This is a genomic window from Burkholderia sp. Se-20378 (assembly GCF_017104665.1).
In the GTDB taxonomy this organism is placed as follows: Bacteria; Pseudomonadota; Gammaproteobacteria; order Burkholderiales; family Burkholderiaceae; genus Burkholderia; species Burkholderia lata.
In genome coordinates this window covers 25560-46085 of record NZ_JAAGPG010000014.1, presented here as the reverse complement: position 1 = coordinate 46085, position 20526 = coordinate 25560, and the positions used below count along the sequence as shown (strand labels likewise).

General features: G+C 64.4%; 15 protein-coding genes. 7 read left to right on the top strand and 8 right to left on the bottom strand.

Features of this window, described 5'->3' with window-relative positions:
* The 3 genes from atsR to G3N93_RS04095 all read right to left on the bottom strand — a co-directional run.
* Positions 1-1437, bottom strand: a 1437-nt coding sequence (atsR, locus tag G3N93_RS04105) for a hybrid sensor histidine kinase/response regulator AtsR (RefSeq protein WP_206132317.1), incomplete at its 3' end; no start/stop codon positions are given.
* Complete coding sequence (locus G3N93_RS04100; protein WP_206121798.1) at positions 1434-1937, bottom strand: molybdopterin-dependent oxidoreductase; 504 nt, start codon at positions 1935-1937, stop codon at positions 1434-1436. The genes atsR and G3N93_RS04100, both read right to left, overlap by 4 nt.
* Positions 1938-1979: 42 nt before the next feature.
* A complete protein-coding gene (locus G3N93_RS04095) occupies positions 1980-2852 on the bottom strand; it encodes a helix-turn-helix domain-containing protein (RefSeq protein ID WP_174939507.1) in 873 nt (290 codons plus the stop codon).
* 360 nt (positions 2853-3212) lie between these two features.
* Here G3N93_RS04095 and G3N93_RS04090 point away from each other — a divergent pair, with 360 nt between their 5' ends.
* The 7 genes from G3N93_RS04090 (at position 3213) to G3N93_RS04060 (ending at position 13883) form a co-directional block, all read left to right on the top strand.
* Complete coding sequence (locus G3N93_RS04090; protein WP_039369757.1) at positions 3213-3800, top strand: tetratricopeptide repeat protein; 588 nt, start codon at positions 3213-3215, stop codon at positions 3798-3800.
* 120 nt (positions 3801-3920) lie between these two features.
* On the top strand, positions 3921-4748 hold the full coding sequence (locus tag G3N93_RS04085; protein WP_206132316.1) for a hypothetical protein: 828 nt from the start codon (positions 3921-3923) through the stop codon (positions 4746-4748).
* A gap of 129 nt (positions 4749-4877) precedes the next feature.
* On the top strand, positions 4878-5891 hold the full coding sequence (locus tag G3N93_RS04080) for a hypothetical protein (RefSeq protein WP_174939503.1): 1014 nt from the start codon (positions 4878-4880) through the stop codon (positions 5889-5891).
* A gap of 342 nt (positions 5892-6233) precedes the next feature.
* The gene (locus tag G3N93_RS04075) at positions 6234-9293 is read left to right on the top strand and encodes an ATP-binding protein (RefSeq protein ID WP_206132315.1); all 3060 of its coding nucleotides are present in this window, start codon (positions 6234-6236) and stop codon (positions 9291-9293) included.
* A 109-nt stretch (positions 9294-9402) separates the two neighbouring features.
* Positions 9403-9594 (top strand): hypothetical protein, encoded by a 192-nt coding sequence (locus G3N93_RS04070; RefSeq protein WP_244132463.1) that lies wholly within the window; start codon positions 9403-9405, stop codon positions 9592-9594.
* A 442-nt stretch (positions 9595-10036) separates the two neighbouring features.
* Positions 10037-10711, top strand: a complete 675-nt coding sequence (locus G3N93_RS04065) for a response regulator (RefSeq protein ID WP_174939499.1) — start codon at positions 10037-10039, stop codon at positions 10709-10711.
* 133 nt (positions 10712-10844) lie between these two features.
* The gene (locus tag G3N93_RS04060) at positions 10845-13883 is read left to right on the top strand and encodes an ATP-binding protein (RefSeq protein WP_206132314.1); all 3039 of its coding nucleotides are present in this window, start codon (positions 10845-10847) and stop codon (positions 13881-13883) included.
* A gap of 114 nt (positions 13884-13997) precedes the next feature.
* Here the strand turns inward: G3N93_RS04060 and G3N93_RS04055 are convergent, their stop codons facing one another.
* The 5 genes from G3N93_RS04055 to G3N93_RS04035 all read right to left on the bottom strand — a co-directional run bounded on the left by G3N93_RS04055 (position 13998) and on the right by G3N93_RS04035 (position 20524).
* Complete coding sequence (locus G3N93_RS04055) at positions 13998-16616, bottom strand: fimbria/pilus outer membrane usher protein (RefSeq protein WP_206132313.1); 2619 nt, start codon at positions 16614-16616, stop codon at positions 13998-14000.
* A 198-nt stretch (positions 16617-16814) separates the two neighbouring features.
* The gene (locus G3N93_RS04050; protein WP_174939493.1) at positions 16815-17558 is read right to left on the bottom strand and encodes a molecular chaperone; all 744 of its coding nucleotides are present in this window, start codon (positions 17556-17558) and stop codon (positions 16815-16817) included.
* Between the two features lie 75 nt (positions 17559-17633).
* Positions 17634-18179 (bottom strand): fimbrial protein, encoded by a 546-nt coding sequence (locus G3N93_RS04045; protein ID WP_307873385.1) that lies wholly within the window; start codon positions 18177-18179, stop codon positions 17634-17636.
* 608 nt (positions 18180-18787) lie between these two features.
* On the bottom strand, positions 18788-19798 hold the full coding sequence (locus tag G3N93_RS04040; RefSeq protein WP_206132312.1) for a fimbrial protein: 1011 nt from the start codon (positions 19796-19798) through the stop codon (positions 18788-18790).
* A gap of 117 nt (positions 19799-19915) precedes the next feature.
* Positions 19916-20524 (bottom strand): hypothetical protein, encoded by a 609-nt coding sequence (locus G3N93_RS04035; protein WP_206132311.1) that lies wholly within the window; start codon positions 20522-20524, stop codon positions 19916-19918.
* Positions 20525-20526 lie beyond the last annotated feature (2 nt).

Genomic DNA, 20526 nt, shown 5'->3' with positions numbered 1-20526 from the left:
GTGCGGCAGCGCGGGCGCGTCGCCGGCCGCGGTGCCGGCGGTGTCGATGCCGGGCACTTCGGCCGGCAGCGTCACGACGAACTCGCTGCCTTCGCCGACCACGCTGCGCACGTCCACATGCCCGCGCAGCGTCGTCACGATTTCGCGCACGACGGCGAGCCCCATGCCGATCCCGTCCACATGCAGCCCGACCGCGTCGTTCGCGCGATAGAACGGCTCGAAGATCTTCGACAGGTGTGGCTTCGCGATGCCCGCGCCCGTGTCGCGCACGGCGATTTTCAATTGCTGGCCGGCCGGTGCGTCGGCGAGCGTGATCGACACATCGATCGATCCGCCGAGCGTGTACTTGACCGAGTTCTCGATCAGGTTCGACAGCACCTGGCGCAGCAGCTTGCGATCGGAACGGATCTGGAGGTCGTGCGGCTCGACCTGCTGCGCGATCGCGATTCGCTTGGCCGCGATCCTCTCGCGCAGCGGGTCGAGCACCTCGGCCAGCAGCGACGCCATGCCGACGGTTTCCCGTTCGGCGAGGCGCTTCGTCGAGCGCAGCTTGATGTAGTCGGTCAGGTCCTTGACGAGCGCCTCGAGCGACAACGCGGAATTCTGCAGCCGCCGGATCGTCTTCAGGTTCGCATCGGACTGCGGGCGCGCGAGCAGGATCTCGACCGATCCGCAGATCGCCTGCAGCGGCGTGCGCAACTCGTGGCTGACCATCCCGAGGAACGCGTTCTTCGCCTCGATCATTTCGAACGCGCGGTCGGACGCCTTGCGTTCGGCGTCGAGCGCCGCGTCCTGCCGTTCGAGCAGGTCGTCACGCGTGCGCATCGTATAGAACAGCAGCAGGAACAGCGCACACAGGATCACGCCGAGCACGATGCCGAGGATCAGGATCGCGCGCTGCTTTTCCTTCAGCTGATGGAACGTGAAGTCGCGCTGCGCCATCTCGATCGCGCGGAAGTAGTTCGCGAGGCCGTTGACCTTCGGCCAGTACGCGTTGACCTCGTCGATGACCTGCTGCGCGCTTTTCGGCGAGTCGCGCAGCAACGGCACGCTGCGCTTCAGGCGCGTCATGAATTCGCCGAGCGCGTCGATCTCGTTGCGCGCGCGCGGGATGCGCAGCCAGTATTGGGACACTTCCGATGGCCGCTGCAGAAAGCCGAACGACACCGACAGGCTGTCGAGCTGCATCTGCACGTGATCGAAGTCGTCGTCCTGGTGCGTCGCGTAGAGGATCAGCTGCCGGTCGAACCGCGTATAGACGTTCCGGTATTGCGCGGCGGTCCAGAACACGCCTTCGCGCGGCCCTTCGAGCACGCCCTCGTTGACCGAGGTGGCGAGCAGGTCCCACAGCAGGAACGCCCACGCGGCGAACCCCATGATCCACAGCGAGCCGAGGACCAGGATGATTTTTCTATTTTTCCATCGCCCGCGTTTCATTTCACCGTCAGGCCGATGATCTGCCACGCGAACTTGGCTTCGCCGAGCGGCGTCTTCAGTTCATCGGGATACTGGTCGCGCGGGTACATGATCCACAGCGGGCCGTAGTTGTCGTTGCCGAGCACCTTGCCGTTCATCGTCCGCGCGAGGATCACGCCGTAGCGATCGGCGTCGGACACGGGAATCGTGAACGTGTACTCGTCGATACAGCGGAACTCGATCTGCGTGCCGTGCGCGCCGACGGTCTTCAGGATGTCGGACAGGCGCGGGCCGGTGAAGGTCGCCTTCGGCGTCCAGCTCGTCGACGTGACGATCGTGTGCTGCGGCAGCGCCATCAGCGCCTGCTCGGAAAACACGTACGCCTTATTGCCTTGCTGGTTGTGCTTGTCGATCTTGCCGTCGACGGTGAACGTGAACGACGAAGCGGCCCAGGTCGCGGCAGCCATGCCGAGCAGGCAGGCCGTCAGCAGGCTCTTGGTCCAGATGGTCGAAATTCGCATGTCTTGCCCTCGGTCGTGCGGTGGTGATTTGTCGTTGTGGTCTCAGTTCGCGGCGGCCGTGGCCGGCAGCGTGATCTTCAGTTCGCGCGCCACTTCGGCGAACAGGATCGGCAGGCGCACCGGCTTTTCCTCGCAGCGCGCGTTGTAGTGCGACACGATGTGCGCGATTTCGTCTTCGCTGGCTTCGCCGGTCGAGATCTTGCCGGTCAGCAGGAAGATCGGCGCGCCGCTGTTCTCGCTCGAGCGGATGCCGCGCACGAGTTCGGCGGCGGTCTGGTCGCCGAGCATCCAGTCGAGGATGTAGCCGTCGAAATCCTCGACTTCCAGTGCCTTGCGGAACGCCGCGCCGTCGAAGTACGGAATCGCGTTCACGCCTTTCTCGATGAAATATTCACACACGGTTTCGGCAACGTCCTGCGAATCGTCGACCACGGCGATCCGCGCCGCATACACGTTCGGCTGGGTCGAGCGCAGCTCGATGACGTCGACCGGATACGTGCGGCCCTCGCGCGCGTGCTGACGCTCGGTGATGAGCCATTCGCCCTGCCACTGCAGCGCGACGAAATCCGTTTCGATCTGGCTGCTGGCCTTGGTCGAGATCGCGGCGCGGCAGCGGAAGCGCCGCGACTCGATCACGAGCGTCGCGTCGATCATCTCGGCGGCGGCCGGCTGCGTGCCCTTGTCGTCGAGCAGGATCGCGGGCGGCACGCCGAAGTGCGTCGCGATGTCCTGCAATTGCGACAGGTTCCACGGGATCAGGCCTTTCATCTTGCGCGTGACGACCGAGAAGCTCAGGCCGAGCACGTTCGCGATCGTCGTGTTGTGACTTCGCGGCGGAATACCGTTCCGGTTCAGTAGGTCGCGCACCTTGTTGGCGGTGATCAGATCGACGTTGGCCTGCTCGGTGGTGGACATCTCGATGGGGTCTCCAGGGGTTTTTGGCGAGGGTGAGCATATCAAAACTGACGTGTCACGCAAACTTCGAAAAAGCGAATGACCTTGACATGCCATTTTTCTTCATTATTATTGCTCACCACGTCACTATTGTTTGTCGCGTCATGTTTGGAGATCATCGACGACAACAGTCGATACAGCGAAAAGCGACAACAATGAAACAGTGACGGAACGATTCGAAGAGAGAACCTGAGAGAGCCTTGGAGTGCGTGTCGGCGTCGGCGGATTGTATCCGTTGCGCCGCGCGCCACCGGGTGCGAGCTCGCGGGGGTGGGATAGCTCGAAGAATTGCGGCGCCAATAAAACTTGAGGAAGGTAACAATGTACCGCCGTTTACTCGCACCGGGGCTGCTGTTGCTATTGGCCGCGTGCGCGCAGGATCCGTCCATCACCAGCAACACGGTGCGGATCTGCGACGACACAGGTTGTTCCGACCGTCCTAAAGATCAGGTGTCCTATCAAAAAAGGGACGATTCGGAAGACCAGGAAAGCCCGCGCATCGCTGCGCTGAAGCAGACCGCGAAGACCCAGCCGAAGGCCGCCTACGACCTCGGCCTGCGTTATTTCCGCGGCGACGGCGTGCGCCAGGACAGCTACCAGGCACTCAAGTGGATGCGCGAGGCCGCCGAGCGCGGCGACCTGCAGGCGCAGAAGGCGCTCGGCAGTTTCTACCTGTTCGGCCTCGAGGAAATGGGTTCCGACGCGCGCGAAGCGGAAAAGTGGCTGTCGATCGCGGCCGGCCGTGGCGACAAGGAGTCGAAGAAGCTGCTCGACCTGGCGCGCAAGGCGAAGAAAGAAGACGAAGAAGACTGGAAATGGCGCACGGAATGGCGTGACCGCTATTACGGCTACTGGTACTCGGGCTATCCGTACTACGGCGTCTGGCAGCAGACGTACTGGTACTACTGACCGGGCCTGAAGCAACGGGGGCAGCAGCGGGGAGACCACCATCGCGCGCCAGCCGGGGGGCTTATCGAAGTTCGCACGAACACATAAGCCGAACAACGACTCTAATCGATCGACAACGACATGAAGACCATCCTTTCCCAACGTCTCACTCAAGGTGCGCTGGTGGCAGCGCTTTGCGCGTCCGTCACGGGCTGCGGCGGCGTGGTGAAGCCCGGCGGCCAGAACGCGGGCGTGACCGGTGCCGCTGCGGGCGGCACGAGCGCCGGCGCCGATTCGTGGCTGCAACGCTGCGCATCGCCGCTCGGCACGATCGCCGTCGATGACGGCCGCAACGCCGACTGGTGGGGCCCGTTCGGCAGCGCGACCAAGATGACGACGATCGACCCGCTGCTGCGCCTGGCCGTGCAACAGTCGAACTGCTTCGTGATCACGTCGATCGGCAACCAGAAGAGCGATGCGCGCCTGTCGCGCATCACGCAGCTGCAGCGCAACTCGGGCGAATACCGCGCGGGCTCGAAGCAGCAGAAGGGCCAGCGTGTCGCGGCCGACTACTACATGGAACCGCAGATCGTCATCAACGATTCGCCGATCGGCGGTATCGGCAGCATGATCGGCGGGCTGATCGGCAACGGCGCGGTCGCGGCGGTGGCCGGCCACCTGCAGACGAAGGCGTCGGTCGTCACGCTGACGCTGTTCGACGTGCGCTCGGCCGTGCAGATCGCGGCGTCGGAAGGCAGCTCGACGGCGACCAACTACGGTGCGGCGCTGGGCGGCTTCGGCGGCGGCGTCGGCGGCGCGCTCGCCGGCTTCTCGACGACGCCGGAAGGCAAGGCAACGGTCGTCGCGTTCATCGACGCGTACAACAAGATGGTCGTTGCACTGCGCAGCTACAAGGCGCAGGACGTCAAGGGCGGCCTCGGCCGCGGTGGCCAGCTCCAGGTCAACTGACGTTCCCGGGCCGGCGGTGCGCCGCCGGCCGGTTCCTGATTCGTGATTCGTGATTCGTGACTGTCCGTGCGCGCGGCGTGATCCGCGCGTACCGGCTTCGTTCGTCCTTTTTGCATTGAGGTGATCCCGATGAAAGCCGTTGCCCTGATCGCATTGACCTGTCTGGCGCTGACCGCTTGCGGCGGCGACGATTCCTCGCCCGCGGCGTCCGGTGGATCGGGCACGAGCAACAACGGCGGCACCGGTGGGACCGGCGGCACGGGAAGCGGCGGCAGTGGCGGTTCGGGCGGTTCCGGTGGCTCGGGCGGCGGCACGCTGACGTGGCGCTACGAGGCGCAGCCTGTCTCGGCCGACAAGGCGAGCTTCCTGACGCTGGTCAACAGCGAAGGCGCGAAGGGCTATCGCTATCTGGGCGACTACTACTACAGCTCGAGCAACGGCGGGACGCAATCGATCTTCGTGAACGACGGCACCGCGCAGACCTACACGTACCAGCTGCAGACGGCGCCGGCCGACATGACGTCTTTCGTCAACACGGCCAATGCGCAAGGGTCGAGCGGCTACCGCTACGAAGGGCCGCTCACGTACGGCGATCTCTACCGCAAGGATGGCGGCTCGTCGGCCACCTACACGTACACGACGACGGGCCTGCCGGCCGATGCCAATGCGTTCCTGACGCAGGCGAACGGCCAGGGCCAGTCGGGCTACTGGTTCCTGGGGCCGATCGCGGTGGCGTCGGTGCAGGCGAACATCTACATGAAGAACAACGCGTCGAGCGCGACCTATACGTACGACGCGCTGGCGCCGACGTCGACCGTCAACGACTTCATCGCGCAGGCCAACAGCGAAGGGGCGAAGGGCTATCGCGCGAAGGGCGCGATGGCGTTCGGCATGGCGATCTCGTGGGTCTATGTGAAGGACCAGACGCAGTCGCCGACCTTCACGTACCAGTCGGCCGCGATCCAGTCGACCGGCGCGAGCTTCGTCCAGCAGTCGAACACGTTCGGCGGGCAGGGCAGCGCGTATCTGAGCGACATTGCGCTCGGCACCACGCCGCCGCTCGCGATGGCATCGTTCTATTTCACGCCGAAGAACTGCACGGGCTTCCTGTGCACGACGCTGAATCCGCTCACGCAGAACTGAGCGAGCATGGCGGCTGCATCGCGCGGCCGCTTTTCTGATTTTTCCGAAGCGGGGTGGACGCCGACGGGACGGTATCCACTCCGCTTGCTTTTGCTCGCTCCCGATCGGGCCAGCGTCCGTAACGTTCTGACCCCTGCAGGCCGGATCGGCGCGCAAATATCGTTCAAGTTCAAATCTGCGTTCAAATCATATTGGACATGTACTAAACCGTTCATTCTGGACTGATTTTAGGCAGGCCGTTTGGCATGATCGTGGCATTCCAATCTTCCTGGGCCACCTTCCTGCACGATGCCGGAGCCGGATGCATATGCACGCCGGCGTCCGGCATCGTCGCATCGCGACATGCCTTACAGCCCGCTCCAATCGATCCGCCGTTATCAGAACATCTCGGTGTTCGGCGGCGGGATCGTCGTCACGATCCTGATCCTGATCGCCTGTGCGCTCGGGATGGGTTCGATCGTGTATGGCTATCTCGACGGCGAGCGGCACAATTTCCTGACGGGCATGGTGCAGACGCTCAACGAGATCAAGGTGAGCGAGACGTCGTTCCGCAACGGCGTGACCAATGCACAGCTGATCTGGCGGGAAACCGCGCCGGCACCCGACGGCGTGGTCGACGCGTTTTACGAAGGCGGGGAGCGGGCCGCGATCAAGCCCTATCCGTCCGTCGTGTTCGGCGTGTCGAAACAGCCCGCCGACCGAACCGAGGTGGCCCGCTACCTGTCGCTGTCGGTGCTGTTGGCGCGCATCTGCGCGGCGAGCTCGATCAATCGCGGGCAGACGCTCGTCGGCTATCACTACAGCACGCGCACCAGTCTGCTCGGGCTCGTGCCGGATTCGGGCGCCGGCGGCGGCGTGCTCGAGACGCCGGAGAGCCGCGCGCGCGTGATGGAGGCACTGCGGATCGATTTCGGTGCCGGCCCGACGCAGGTGGCCGGGTCCATCGGTCGCCCGCACGTGCGCTGGCTGCCGCCATTCAACGATCCGATCTCGGGTGCCGCACGCATCCGGCTGGCTGCGCAGGCGCAGGTCGACGGCGAGCCATTCGCGGTGCTTGTCACCGAATATGCGCCCGAGCACCTGCTGTCGTGGCAGCTCGAGCATCCGGTCGACGGCGCGTTCTTCATCACGACGGGCGACAACCGTCTCGTCGCGGCGAGCCCCGGCGTGGCCGGCGACGAAGCCCGCATCGGCCGCCTGCTGGCGCTCGATCCATCGCGCGACAACACGAAGCCCGAGCAGGCCGCATTCCGTGACGGCTTCGTGATCTTCCACGGCACCCTCGATGCAACGGGCTGGATGCTTGCGTATGCGTTGCCGTGGGCGGACGTCGTCGCGAACGTCGCGTGGCGTGCGAGCCTGCTGCTCGGCGCGTCGCTGCTCACCATCGCGATCATGTGGATCCTGCTCGTGCGCTTCCATCGCCGGGTGTTCGCGTCCGTCTATGCACGCTCGCAGCGCGTGTTCGACAGCGAAGCGCTGTGCCGCAGCGTGATCGAGACGGCACCGATCGGGCTCGGCCTGATCTCGCGCGCCGATGGCCACTTCATGCTCGTCAGCCCTGCGCTGGCCGAGATGCTCGCGCGGCTCGGCAGCGACTATCGCGCACTGTCCGCACAGGCAGTGGCGCGCTACGACGCGTTCATCGCAGGCGGCGCGGCCGGCGGTTCGCTGCAGACCGATTTCGTGCTGGCCGATGCGGATGCAGGTGCGACGCCGCTGCATCTGGAGGTGAGCGCGTGCGGCGCGCGTTACCAGGAGATCGACGTGCTGATCGTCGCGGTCGCCGACGTCACCGCACGGCGGCAACTCGTTCAGCAGCTCGAGGAAGCGGTGCGCGCGGCCGATTCGGCGAACGCGGCCAAGTCGTCGTTCCTCGCGGCGATCACGCACGAGATCCGCACGCCGCTCAACGTGATCCTCGGCAATCTCGAACTGCTCGCCCGTTCCGCGCTGGATGCATCACAGCACGGCCGCGTGCAGACGCTGCGCACGGCAGCGTCGGGCCTGCTCACGCTCGTCAGCGACATCCTCGATTTCTCGAAGATCGAAGCCGGTGCGATGACGGTCGAAGCGATCGAGTTCGACGTGATCGGCGTGATCGAGCGCACGCTCGGCGCGTTCGCGCCGGTCGCGAAGGCGAAGGCGCTGTCGCTGTTCTGCGAAGTCGACGCGAGCGACACACAGCAGATGCGCGGCGATCCGACTCGGCTCGGGCAGGTGCTCGGTAACCTGCTGAGCAACGCGATCAAGTTCACCGCCAGCGGGCACGTGCTGGTGCGCGTGTCGGTCGCGTCGGCCGGATGCGGCGGCGCCGAGCTGTCGATCGCGGTCGAGGACACCGGCATCGGCATCGCGGGCGCCGATCGGCACAAGCTGTTCAAGGCGTTCTCGCAGGTCGATGCGTCGATCACGCGCCGCTACGGGGGCACCGGGCTCGGGCTCGCGCTGTGCGATCGCCTCGCGGCCGCGATGAGCGGACGGATCGACGTGGCGAGCGTGCCGGGCACCGGCAGTCGCTTCACGTTGACGCTGCCGCTCGGGATGGCGGTCGTGCCGCTCGATGCGCATCCCGCGCGCGGCGCACGCGTGCCGCTGATCGTCGTCGCCCGTACGGAATGGCAGCGCTTCGCGTTATCGCATCTGCGTGCATGGGGCTTCGACGTCGACGCGTACGAACGTCCGGCGCGGATTCCGGCCGACCGTCGTGCGCGGGCCGCCGCGATCGTCCTGCTCGGCGATTCGGATGCGTGGTCGCGCGCGGAGCTCGACAGCCTGGGCGGTGGCTGTCCTGTCGTGCTCGCCACGCCGGACGGCCCGCCGCAAGCGTATCGGGCGGGCAGGACGATACGCGTGTCGAGTTATGCACTGGGTGGCTTGAAGGCTTCGCTCGTGCAGGCGCTGGCCGACACCGGCGGCCCTGCCGTGCAACGGCTGACTGGCACGCCCGCGGAAGCCGTTCGTCCGGGTGCGAGGCGCGTAGTGCTCGCCGGCCTCGATTCCGTCGGCAGCACGCTGTTGCGGGAGCAGCTTCACGTGCTGGATTGCGAGGTGCAAGCGGCGGGGTCGGCCGAAGCGGCGCTCGGCCTGATGGCCAGCGGCGCGTGGCACGTGCTGCTGGTGGATGCCGGTTTGCCGGACATGTCGGTCAGCACGCTGGCGAACGCCGTGCACGCGCTCGGCGTGGATTGCGACGTGATGGTCGTGACGTCGCATGTCGCGCCGGATGACGGGCAGCGCTATGCCGACGCGGGAATCGGCTGTGTGCTCACCAAACCGGTGACGCTCGCGCACCTGCGCGGCGCGCTGGCAGGCCTTGGCCGGCGCCGCGGCGTGCCGGAACGCGGAGAAGGAATACAAAAACAGGGCATCGCGCATTTCGCGCATGGCGACATGGCATGAATGAGGATCGTGTGTCGCGGCCGATGATGCCGGGGGCAAAAAAATGGAAGGCAGCGCGCCGCATCGGCAGGAGCGGCGCAGATCAATCAGGAGAAAAGAGGGGAAGACCGTGCGCTATATGGTGAAAGTCTTCGCAATGCTGCTCGATTTCGCCACGCTTCCCGAGAAGTCCAGAAAGGATTTTCTCGGCAAGATGAACGAATTCATGATCATGTCGCCGATGCAGAAGCGGCGCGCGATCACGGAGTGGAAGCAGGTGCTGGAGGAGCGGGGCGAGTCGGATGAGGGGATGCGCAGATAGTCACGGCGGGTAGAACGCACGGTGCGCAATGATTGAGCGACGGGTGCGCCTCCGGGCAGGCGGTCACGATGGCGCTGCGGCAGGCCGGGCGGTGCGGTGCTCCTCACCGGGAGGCGGCGGCGTGCGTCATCGTCCGCTTTGCCCGCGCTCGTGGTGCCTGTTCGCAAGCGCATGCCAATCGTCAGCACCCGGGCGCATGCACCCGGTATCCGAACGCAGGTCGGGTCGCGGGGTGGCGCGGAACACAGCCCGCCTCTGCCGGTCAGCCAATGCTTACGGTCTTGCCAGTGTTTTATCTTAAAATCGAGGCGCGCTAGCATTCTCCGATGTATCGAAGCGACGGTCGACTCGACGGCCCGTCCGCTGGATGGAACGGAATCGCGGCCCGCATTGGCGGCCGCCGACGGATGCGCGATCGAAAGCCTCGGGGAGAACAGGGACCATGGATGAATTCTTTGTGCGTGTGATGGTGGCGGACGACCACCCATCATCCGCGATGGGCATGTCGCAGGCGCTCGCGGAGAGCAGCACGATCCGGCTCGTCGGCTCCGTGTCCAATTCGACCGATCTCGTGGCGGCACTCGACGAGAAGCCGAGCGACGTGCTGGTGGTCGACTACGTGATGCCTGGCGGCAAGTTCGGCGACGGGCTTGTGCTGCTGTCGTTCCTGCAGCGCCGCTATCCGGCGCTGAAGCTCGTGACGATCACGATGATCGACAACCCCAGCGTGCTGCATGCGATCCGCAAGCAGGGCGTCGGCTGCATCCTGAGCAAGTCGGATGCGATTTCCCATCTCGTCGGTGCGGTGCATGCAGCGTACGTCGGCGCGAACTACCTGTCGCCGCACATCAAGCAATTGCTGGAATCGACGGGCACGTCGGATACGGCTCGCCCGCTGACGACGCGCGAGATCGAAGTGGTCCGTCTGTTCGGCGCCGGCTATACGGTGGGCGAGATCGCCACGCAGCTCCATCGCAGCAAACAGACGATCAGCTCGCAGAAAACGAGCGCAATGAAGAAGCTCGGCATCGTGCGCGATGCCGATCTGATCCGCTATGCGAGCGACGGCAACCTGCCTGACGCATCCGCGCCCGATGCGCCAGTCGCTGGCGAATAGCCGGCACGCCGAACGTGGCCCTGCCGGATGCATCGACCATCGCGTTGCGCGACGATGGGCGATCCGGCCGAGCAGCATGGCGGACGCGCATACCGAACCTGACTTTTCCGTCCTGCGCCGCCGATAACGATCCATGCCCGCAAAACTGAAAAAACTCGCGTCGCACGCGGCCACGGCCGCGACCGGCCACAAGGCGTTCGATCCGTACCGGGTCCGGCGTCAGCAGCAGTTCCTGCTGTACGGTGGCGGCGCGGCGGTCACGTTGTTCATGCTCGTCTGTGCGGCGCTCGTCATGCGGCTCGACGTGCAGGATTATTACTCGCGGGCCCGTTCGACGTTTCTGCAGCGCGAAACCGTGTTTTACGCGACGCAGCGGACTGCGGACCGGCTATTGCTGGATCTCGGGAACCGGTTGGAACAGGCCTGGAACCGGAACGCGCAACCGTCGCCGGAAGTGTTCCGGGCATTTTCGGCGGAGCAAGGCCGGCTGCCGGTGCGGACCGAGGGCGGAGGGCAGTCGATCCTTTTGCTGGCCGGGATCGGGGCGGACCATTCCGCCGAATCATATACACGGTACCTCGGCACCGTGCTCGGGCTGGTCGGCACGTATGCGCGATTTCGGCCCCAGCCGGCCGGTACCGAACCCTTCGGCGGCTATCTGATCGGGCTCGACGCTCCGTTCCTTGCCGTGCTGGGCGAAGGGCTCGTGGCGCGCACACGTGCGCTGCCACCCGATACCGACGTGAAGGCGCTGATTGCCGCGCTGATGCCCACCGGTGCGGCGAAGCAGAAGGCCGACATGCAGGACGTCACGTTCATGCTCGATCGTCGCTTCGATCCGGTCGTCGGGCGCTCGCTCGTGCGATTCGCCCGGCGGCTCGACGACGCGGCCGGGCGGCCGTTCGGCTGGGTCGTATTCAACGGCACGTTCAAACTCAGCGACGTCATGTCGCCGGACTCGGACGACGAGGAAATCGCCGTCGTCGACGCGCGCCGGAATATCGTGTTCGGGAGCCTGCGCGATCCGGCGATGATCGGGCACGCGCTGGCCGGCGCGCGCGATCCGATCGGCGAGCACGTGATCGTGCGCCGGATCGGCATGCGGTTCGTCGTCAGCGACCGGCTGCCCAATTCGAGCCTCGTCATGCTGACGACTTTCTCGTGGCGCAGCGTGGCGCAAGCGACGTGGGTTCGCGTAAGCGTGACGCTCGGCATTGCGCTGTTCGGTATTGCGCTGCTCTGGTTCACGATCGTCCTGTTCGACCGGCGCGCCCTGCTGCCGGCGAACCGGCGCGCGATCCGCCTGATCGAAAGCGAGGCGTTCAACCGGACACTGATCCGCCATGCGCCCGCCGGGCTGCTGCTGCTGTCGGTGGCCGACGGCGACACGGTCGTGCGCAACGAAGCCGTGCTTGCCTACGACAGCGACACAACGGGGCTGCCGCTCGGCAAGCGCATCTGGCAAGCCTATCGGGAGCGCGACGACGGCGCGGGCGACCGGCACCGCATCGTGCAGCACGAGTTCGCCGTCGAGCGGGCGGGACGCGATACGGTCTATCTTGCCGTTCATGTCGTCAGGACCAAGTTCCGCGGTGTCGACGTGCTGCTTTGCACGCTGACCGACGTCACGACCCGCAAGCTGACGGAAGACAAGCTGAGGGAAGCGCGCATCGCGGCGGATGACGCCAACAAGGCGAAGTCGACGTTTCTCGCCACGATGAGTCACGAGATCCGCACGCCGCTCAACGCGATCGTCGGCAACCTGGAACTGATGGAGCGGGCCGATCTGCCGGCGGCCGAGCAGCGCCGCCTGAAGACGATCGTCTCGTCGTCGGATGCGCTGCTGCGCGTGATCAACGATGTGCTCGACCTGTCGAAGGCGGAATCGAACCAGATGGCGCTGGAGCACATTCCGTTCGATCTTCGGCGCGTGCTGCAGGACGTCGCGGCGATCTTCCGGCCGCTCGCCGAAGCGAAGGGGCTGGCGCTCGAATGCCGCGTTGCACCGGAACTGGCCAGCGGCTATACCGGCGATCCGACGCGCTTGCGCCAGCTCGTGTCGAACCTCGTCGGCAATGCGATCAAGTTTACGGAACGCGGCGGCATCGCGATCGATGCTCGGCTTGCGGGCGATAACGTCGGCGCGGGCGACGTCGAAATCGCGGTACGCGATACGGGTGTCGGTATTCCCGAGGAGGCGTTACCGACGCTGTTCGACGTCTACATGCAGGCCGACGCATCGATCTATCGCCGATTCGGCGGCACCGGGCTGGGATTGCCGCTGTGTCGCCGCATCGCGCGACTGATGCAGGGCGAACTGACGGTAGAGAGCCGCGTGGGTGAAGGCTCGACGTTCGTGGCCAGATTGCCGCTGCCCGACGCGCCCGCCGGCTGGCGTGGCACCGAGCCGGAGCCGGATGCGGCGCTCGTCGCGCAAACGCCGGACCGACGCGACGACGTGCAGCCGCTGCGCGTGCTGGTGGCCGAGGATCACCCGGCCAGCCGTGCGCTGCTGCGGGATCAGCTCGACGCACTCGGTCACGACGCGATGATCGTCGAGAACGGTGTCGAAGCGATGCGTGCGTACTTCGTGCATCCGTTCGATGTCGTGCTGACCGATCTGAGCATGCCGCAGCTCGACGGCTTCGCACTGGCGAACTTCCTGCGCGAGCAGGGCGCAAAAGTGCCGGTGATCACGATGACCGCGCACGCGACTGACGACGATCGTCGCCGCTGTGCACAGGTCGGTGCGGTCGAGGTGGTGCTCAAGCCATTGTCGATCGATGTGCTCGATGCGGTGTTGCGACGGCATGGTGGATCGCACGCGGTGCGTGACGAAATCACCGGCGATGCGACGGCCACGCATGCGCAACATACAGCGCTCGTCGTGACGGATGAAATCCGCCGGACGTTGCGTGGGGCCACGTTGCACTCGCTCGGTGTGCTCGAAGCGGCTCTGTCTGCCGGCGATATCGCATCGATCGGTGTCGAGCTGCATTCGATGCGCGGTGGCTTCGCATTGGTCGGCGACAACACGGCGCGCGATGCCTGTGCAGCGATGGAGAAGGCTGCGGCACTCGACGACGATCTGGTCGCGTTCATGGCGAACTGGCCGGGATTCCGTCGCAGTATCGATGACGCATTGACCCGTCTGGCGGATGCCGGGCGCTGATGCGGCCTGACGCACGTGTGAATCGCGCAACCCGGGCGATTGGGCCACGCGTTCGGCGCCCGGAAACGACAACGCCCGCTGAAGCGGGCGTTGTCTGCACATGAAGGCGTCGAATCAGATTGCGCCGAGACGGCACATGCTGGTGATCTGCTGGTACGACGTCGATTTGCGCTTGCTGGCCTTGACCGGCAGGTCGTACGTGATCCGGCAGACCGAGCGGCGATCGTTGCCCCACTTGACGAGGAGTTCGCCGTTATCCTTCAGGCCGCGCACGAACAGCTTGCTGCCCTGACCGACAATGCCGAGTTCCTTGCCAGCTTCGTCCGTGACGGCCGCGCCGAACGGAATCGGCGTGCCATCCGACTTGCGTGCCACGATCACGGCCGAGCGGCCGGTATCGGTCTCGAACTTGAGGAACGGTACGGCGCCCGCGCGCGGCGCAACCTGCTGGCTCGTCTCCTTCAGCTCGACGTCCATCGAAATGCCCTTCGGATCGAGTTCGACGGTGTTCAGGTTATACGGTGTCAGGAACGGCACGATCGCGTAGCCACGGCTGTCGACGCGCACGCCCGAAGCGTTCGTCACCCGCGCGCCTTCCGCCCCCTTCGCCTCGACGATGCCGAACGTTTCCGACAGCGGCTGCGACAGCGTGACGCCACCCGGGTGGGCAACCGCCGCGCCGCGGATGTTGACCGAGCCTTGCTGGTAGTTCGAGCTGCCGCCGGCACTGAGGTTGAGTTCCGCGAAGCGGGCGCGATACGTGATGTTGCCGTTGCCGTCGGTGCTCGAGCCGCCATTGCCGTTCGTGTGGTTCGCGGCGACGCTGTAGGACAGATCGTTGTCGACGCCGAGCGAGCCGGACAGCACCGACTGCACCTGCGTGCGGCTTTGCGTGTCGTGCGAGACGTTGCTCGTGAGTGTCGTCGGTCTGGTACGGCCGAACGGAATTGTGACGCTCGCGTAATACAGCGTGCTCATCTCGCCGCCAAGGTTGCGCTGGCGCGTGGCGGATACGCTGTACGAAATATTTCGGAACGAGTTGTTGTAGCCGACCGAATAGTTGACGTCGGAGCCGGGGCGATTCCAGTAGTTCGCGGCGGATGCGGTCAGGCTGAGCTGGCCCGCTTTGTCGCCGAGGCGCTGGCTGAGCATCAACGACGCGCGGTTGCGCTGTCGCCACACCGTATCGACGGGATAGCCGATACGTACCGCGTCGCGGGCGTTCATCGCGTCGTTCAGGTTGAAATAGCCGTTCGTCGAATAGCGGTAGGCCGCGATCGAGACGTTGGTGCCGGTCGGCACGATCGATTTCGAGTAGCTGACCCGCAAGCTCGACCCGTTGAAGCGCTTGACGCCCGGAATCGACGTGGTGGCCTGCGTGAAGTCGAGGCCGAGTGCGCCGAACGGCGTGTTGAAGGCCCCACCGAGCATCGCGGACGCGTACCCGGCGGCGACGGTGATGCCGCCATAGCCTGTCAGCAGGTTGGTCAGGCCGCGCTGATACGTTGCCTGCGCGAACAGTGGATTGCTGGAGTTCTGCTGGTTGCGCAGCGCACCCGCGACAAAGCTGTAGCGCTGGATGCCGGGCCGCAGCGACAGCGGAACGGCCGCGTAAGGCACCGAGAACGTGTGTACGGAACCGTCCGCCTCGGTGACGGCAACCTGAAGATCGCCGCCGTAGCCGGTCGGATAGAGATCGCGGATCTCGAATGCGCCGGGCGAGACGGTCGTCTCGTAGAGCGTCATGCCGTTCTGGCGGATCGTGACCTTTGCGTTGGAGTTGGCGACGCCGCGCACGACCGGCGCATAGCCGCGCAGCGAATCGGGCAGCATCCGGTCGTCGGTGGACAGTCGCACGCCGCGGAACTGTGTCGAGTCGAACAATTCGCCGGAGGTGAACGTTTCGCCGAGCACCAGTTGAGACGACAGCGACGGAAGATCCCGCTGCACGTAGGTCGAGAGGTTCTCGTACTGACTGCCGTTGCGCTGCGACCAGGTGTACGAACCCTGATGACGGAAATGCCAGTTGCCGATGTTGACGCCGCCGTTCAGGCCCAGGTAGGCCTGCGTGTCGGTGCGGCTGTCGCGAACCTTCGAGCTGTAGACGTTCAGGTTGTAGTCGACCATGCCGACGGGCACGCCGGCATCCCATTGGTCGGGGCTTACATAGCCCCGGGCCCGGTTCACGAGCGAGGCTTGCGGGATGCTGAGCGTGAGCCGTTGCTCGCTGAAGTCGAACGATACGCTCGCTTCGGGAATGATCTGCCCGATCCGGCGGCATTCTCCCTTGACCGTGATCGCGGCAACGGTCTCGGCCGCGAGCTTCTGGAAATCGACGCCGATGCGACGCAGCAGCTTCTCGTCGAAGCAGGGCTGTGCGTCGGGCGTGCCCGGGGCACTGTTGAACGTGATGCTGTAGCGCCCGACCCAGTCGGTACCCACGACGAGGTCAACCGTATACGTGCCGGGTTGCACGACGTTGCCGCGCGAGAAGCGCGAGATGTCGACCGCTTGCCCGCCGCCATTGTTCAGGAAGCCGGGATCGAAAGTCGCCTGGGCGAAATCGGTTTGCGCAAGCTGGATTCGCTCGACGGCAGGCTGGGCCGGCTCCAGTACGTCCGCGCGACCTTCGGCCGACCATGCGGCAAGACTCGACAGCACCAGCGCGTAGACAGGTTTCAGCCGCGGCAGGCTGGATACCTCGACGCACGAACGTTGAATCGGCGAAATCATTCCCCGGCACTCCAGTTGAGGGTTGTGCGTGCGTTTCCGTTGGCGCATACACATGCGACGCATGCGTTCGCGATATCGAACAGGCCGCGTTAGAACGAAGAAGAAGGTGGGTCAGTCGGCGATCGGCTTGAGTGGGCCTGTCGAGCGGGCCTGACAGGCCCGCTTCGCCGGTGATCAGGGGCGTGGAATCAGCCGGCGTTACGGCTGGATCGACAACGGCTGCTCGTTGTTGGCCGACGTGCCCCAATCGTTGATGCTGTTGAATTGCACTTTTGCATCGGCAGCCGGCTTTGCATGAAGCTTGGCGACCGGAAATTCCTGGGTGGCGCCGGGCAGCACGTAGCCTGCGCCCGCGTCATACTTTTGCCCGCCCGCATGCAGCAGGATGCTGCCGATATTGACGACAAACGGCGTAGGGTTCGTGGCTTTCAGGACGTAGGCGCCCTGCTTGCCGGGTGCGACCGCCCAGCGAACCTGGGCCGGTGCGGCGACTGCTTCGCCCTTCAGGCCTTCCGGGCGGAAGATGATCTTGATTCGCGTGCGCAAGGCGATCTGCAACTGGTTGCGATCGGCGCCGTCTTCCGCTTTCGGCGGGATTTCGAGCACGTTGAGCCAGTACAGCGATTCCTTGTCGGCAGGCAGCGGCTCGTTCGTATAGACCAGCCGCAGCGTTTGCCCCTTGTTCGGTTCCATCCGGAACATCGAGGGCGTCAGCGTGAAGGGCACGTTGATGGTTTCCGGCGACGCATTCTGATCGCCGGTGTCGATCCAGGTCTGGACGAGCGCGGGTGTCTTTCCGTCGTTCGTCAGCTTGATCGTCACTTCACGCTCGTTGCTCGGGAAGATGACGCGGGTGCCAGAGATCACCACGCTCGCATAGGCTTGCGAGGCGATCAGGGCAGAGATCAGCGCAATGGATTGGAGCGATTTGATGACTTTCATGGCGGCTTCTAATAGTTTTATGGAAGGCGGTGCACCGGAAAGCGAGACCCGCCGGGTAACGGGCCTCGCAATGCTTTACTGGTAGACCACCGAGTACTGAACCTTCGAGTTCGCCGAACCGCCCGTGGCGACACCCGTTGCCCGGTATTCCGCGAAGAAGTTCAGCTTTGCGCCGCCATCCGAACCGATCGTCACGACTTGCGAGTTCTGGTTCTCCGCGTTCGCGCCGACGACGACCGGATTCTGCTGGTCGTTGAGGATCTGCAGCACGACGTTCTGGGCTTCAGGTGCTTCCGCCGTGCCCTTGTCGAGCGACAGCTTGCCGTCGGGCGTGACGTTCGTCGCGTTTTCGAATGCGATTTGAACCTTCGTCGGGTTGCCCTTGGTCGTTTCGGTATCCACAGCACAGCCGGACAGCTGGAAACCGAATGCGGTGCGGCCTGCCACTGCGCCTTCCTGATTCAGTGCGCCCGAGCTGACCGTCGGCATCGGCACCGACTTGTTCGACGTCGCGCCGGCGGCGGTGCCGTCGATCTTGCAGGTTGCGGCAGTGACGTTGCCGGTGAACGTGATCGTGCCGTCCGCCGCATTGGCAGCCGACGCCAGGCCGAGGCCTGCCACAGCCAGAAGCGTCGAAAGGAGGTGAGTGCGCGTTGCGATTTTCATATTCTCGTTCTCTAACGATAAGTTGACAGGGTGAAAGGTAGAGGCGTTGCCCGCCTGTTTCGCTGGTGAGCAGTGCCTTACATTTCGGTGTCAATTATCGAAATTCGCCGGAATCGAGGAAATTGGACGAGATCGAATAGAGTTCAATAATCACTAGTACACGTACTAGTTAATGAATTTTCCCGGGGCGTTCGAGCGTTTGCGCCAGAGTGTTAGCCAGATTTGACGATGTGCGCGCATGCGGTCCGATTCTGTATCAGGGATGCAAGCCTGATCGGCGATGGCTGGTCGGGATGTATGGAAAATTGGTCATCCAATATTGATTTGGATGGCGAATCAATATGGTCGGAAATCGGTCGTGATGGATAGCACGATCGACGTTTCGATCAGGTGGGTGCAATACGTCGGCGCGAAGCGAACCGGAGGCGAAAGGGGCGTGAGAAGGAGAGGGGGTAACCACCATCTCGGCACGCATGCCTGAGCGATGAGCGATAAAGCGCGGATGTCGGCCGACGAATGCGGCCGAGCGTGTGTGACGGGCGCCGACGGCGGCCCGACGCAGCTTACTGGTAATTCATCGTGAACGAAGCGCGCGCGTTCACAGTGCCGCTGTTCATGATCCCGGTACGCACGTAGCGCGCGCTCAGCGGAATCTCGAGTACGCCGTTCTGCGTCGTGCCCGTATAGAACTGGCCGGGGTTGCCGGTCACGCTGCTGTCCGGTCCGAACGAGACCGGCTTCGTGCCGTTCAGCACCTGCACGCCCAGCCCCTTCGCGGAGGTCTCGGTGGGCGACAGCGTGAGCGTATCGCTGAGATTCGCGTTGTTGTTCACGTCGGTCAGCGTCATGTAGGTTTTCGTGATGCTGCCTTCTTCGCCGCCGTCACAATCCAGCACGATCTTGAAGGGTTTCGCCTCCGACGTGGAACCGACCGTCGGCAGGACCTTGTAGGCCGCGATGTCGCCGAGCGGCACGGTGAGCGTCTTCTCCCGGACCTTGCAGGTCGGCACGCGGGGCGTGATGGTGATGCCGCCGCCGGCAACCCGGAATGACATGAACTTGAATAATTTGTCGCGAGCCCAGCCGGCTCCGATTTCGCCCACAAGTGCCCCGCCTGCGCTGATGGGCCCCGTCTTTACAAACTCGACGAGCAATTTTCGGTTGCCATTGTATTCGCCGGTAATGACATTCATGGAGTCGTTGCGGTACGGCCACCATTCGCCGATACCGCCGCCGCTCCCGGTAAACTGAATGCGCACACCGATTCCGGCGACATTGGTTGGCCACGTGTTGTACTGGCCCTGTACACCCTCCCGGGTGAACTGAGTATTCCGGATACTACCGTCGCAATGCAGCGTAAAGGCTTTTCCTGTGGACAGCAGTTCCTGCCGGATCAATACCGTGCCAACAGGTACCAACGGGCTGAAGCTGGGAGGGGACATGGACGGGATCAACGCGACCGACGGCTGGTCAGTCTTAATACCGTCGACTATGTTGTAGCATTTCACATCCGCCCACGCCGTTGCGGGCAGGAGTGCCCCGATCATCAAACACGCACGATACGCGGCGGACATTCCGATTCTCATCTACTTCCCCTTTCCTGAACAATGATGGCCGAGCGTTGACCGGATTCGACTGATCGCCACGCCTTCGGCTGGAGGGCGAATACCAAACGCTAAATTCTTGTCGTTTCAAGGCCGCGTGGAAATGAGACAAGAACGAATTTCTTTAAAAAACGCGTCGTACACGACCGTATCGGTTGAGGGCCATACCGGAACCCGGTATGTTGCTGCGGCGGAGGCCGGCTTGCCGTTGTGCTTCCCCGCGCTGGCCTTCGTCCATTCCCCCACTTGGTCTTTCAAGAGGCCGCGGTTGCTACCGACCAACGCGACACGGTTGCTGTTCGCGCAATTGCAGCTCGGCGCCCTGTAGTGGATTCCCGCGAGTGCGCCGTAAGTCTGGCTTGGGGACGACGTCGTCGCAGGGCGTGCCGGACGGACGGTTTCGACGTCGCGCAGCGACTGCATGGCATTCGGCACCTGCGTGTGCGGGAGATCGGGAAGCGACAGTGCGATGCCGGACGGATGAAGCGTGCGGCCGGGGTCGGGCATGGCGTGGGCATGAAGCGTGGCCGAAGGTTTGCCGTCGGGTAAGGCGATCGCCTGATGAACCGTACCGCGGATGAAAAACGGACGGGGAAGCCGCGAGCGAAGCGATTTTCTGACTTCGAGCGTGTGGGCATCTGCCCGTGCACGTTGGCTGTCGTGCCGGTTCTTCAGGATTCCGACAGGCCGAATCATCG